The organism is Micromonospora sp. DT44, assembly GCF_049841635.1.
Classification (GTDB): Bacteria; Actinomycetota; Actinomycetes; order Mycobacteriales; family Micromonosporaceae; genus Micromonospora.
On record NZ_JBNCKS010000203.1, the window covers coordinates 1 to 282 of the forward strand.

Annotated in this window: 1 protein-coding gene; it reads left to right on the forward strand. The window is 58.5% G+C overall.

From position 1 onward, the window contains the following. Window positions 1-282: hypothetical protein (locus tag ACLQ25_RS32905; RefSeq protein ID WP_425734623.1), on the forward strand; the 282-nt coding region annotated here is incomplete at both ends.

The following is a 282-nucleotide window of genomic DNA, read 5'->3' on the forward strand; positions in this document are numbered from 1 at the left end:
GCGAAGGCGGTCGCGCCCAGCGCTGCCAAGTTCAGTAGTGACGCTAGGTGGGAGGCGTTCGGCGAGATAGCACGAGACTACTACAAAGATGGCCAAGAAAATCTGCTGACAGTCCCCCCGCGAACATACGAGAGGCAGGCCACCAACGGGATTGTGGTACACCTCGGACAAAATCTTTATGATTGGCGGCGGGAGGGCAGGACTGTTCCGAAGAGCATGCCCAAGGATCTGAAGGATTTTTTGGAGGGTTGCGGAGCGATCGGCGACGTGGCGAAGGCGGCT